Annotated in this window: 1 protein-coding gene; it reads left to right on the top strand. The window is 35.6% G+C overall.

Annotation, left to right across the window (positions count from 1 at the left end; genetic code table 11):
- Positions 1-1,038, top strand: a 1,038-nt coding sequence (locus tag E5983_RS09200; protein WP_160333505.1) for an ISAs1 family transposase, incomplete at its 5' end; no start/stop codon positions are given.
- Positions 1,039-1,059: the final 21 nt, after the last annotated feature.

Raw genomic sequence — 1,059 nt, 5'->3', positions numbered from 1 at the left:
GTTCTTCTTATTTTTTTCGCTCGTCTGTCTGGGGCTGAGTATTGGGAAGATATTGAAGATTTTGGTAAGTGCTATGAATATAATTTACGTTCTATTTTAACCTTAGAAAACGGTATTCCATCACATGATACAATGCAGCGTGTCTTTGCGACTCTAAACCCAGATATTTTAGTCAATATGACTAAAATATGGGCAAATATATTGGAAGAATCTCAATTGGATGAAGGGAATTTTTCAACTTTTTCTAAACGATTAATCGCCATTGATGGCAAGACTATACGTGGGAATGCTAGTGCTAAACAAAACCCTCTCCATATAGTGAGTGCTTATGCAACAGAGTCTGGAATTTGTTTTGGGCAGGTTGCCACTAAAGAAAAATCGAATGAAATTACAGCTATCCCTGACTTACTAGATCAGCTCTCACTTAAAAACTGTATGATTACCATTGATGCCATAGGCACGCAGAAAGAAATCGCTAAAAAGATTATCAAACAAGGTGGAGATTTCTGTCTATCTGTTAAAGAAAACCAAAAAGGACTATTGGAGGATATTGTTGATTGTTTCACCTATGATCAGGAATCCGTAGTAGATTATTACGAGACAATTGAAAAAGCCCATGGTCAAATTGAGACACGTAAGTATGAGGTTGTCCATGATACCTCATGGTTTCGTAAGGATCATCCAGAATGGCCCCATATTCAGTGTTTAGGAAAAGCTACTTGCATCACTGATAAAGATGGTCAAGTGACACAAGTCGAACGCTACTTCATTCTGAGTACAAAGGTTTTAGCTGACGAACTGGCTAGCTATGTACGAGGACATTGGAAAATTGAAAGTATGCACTGGTTACTGGATGTAGTTTTCCGCGAAGATGCCAATAAAACTTTAAATAAACAACTAGCCTTTAATTTAAATATTATTGATAAATTCTGTTTAAGTATTTTGAAGAACCTAAATGTTGGAAAGAAGATGAGTTTAAGACGTAAAAAGTTTCATTTGAGCATGGTATTTGATAAATATTTAAAATCGCTACTTTAAAAAAGGTTCTGACTGAAGAGA

This window comes from Streptococcus danieliae, from assembly GCF_009767945.1.
GTDB lineage: Bacteria > Bacillota > Bacilli > Lactobacillales > Streptococcaceae > Streptococcus > Streptococcus danieliae.
This window is presented reverse-complemented; position numbering and strand designations above follow the sequence as displayed.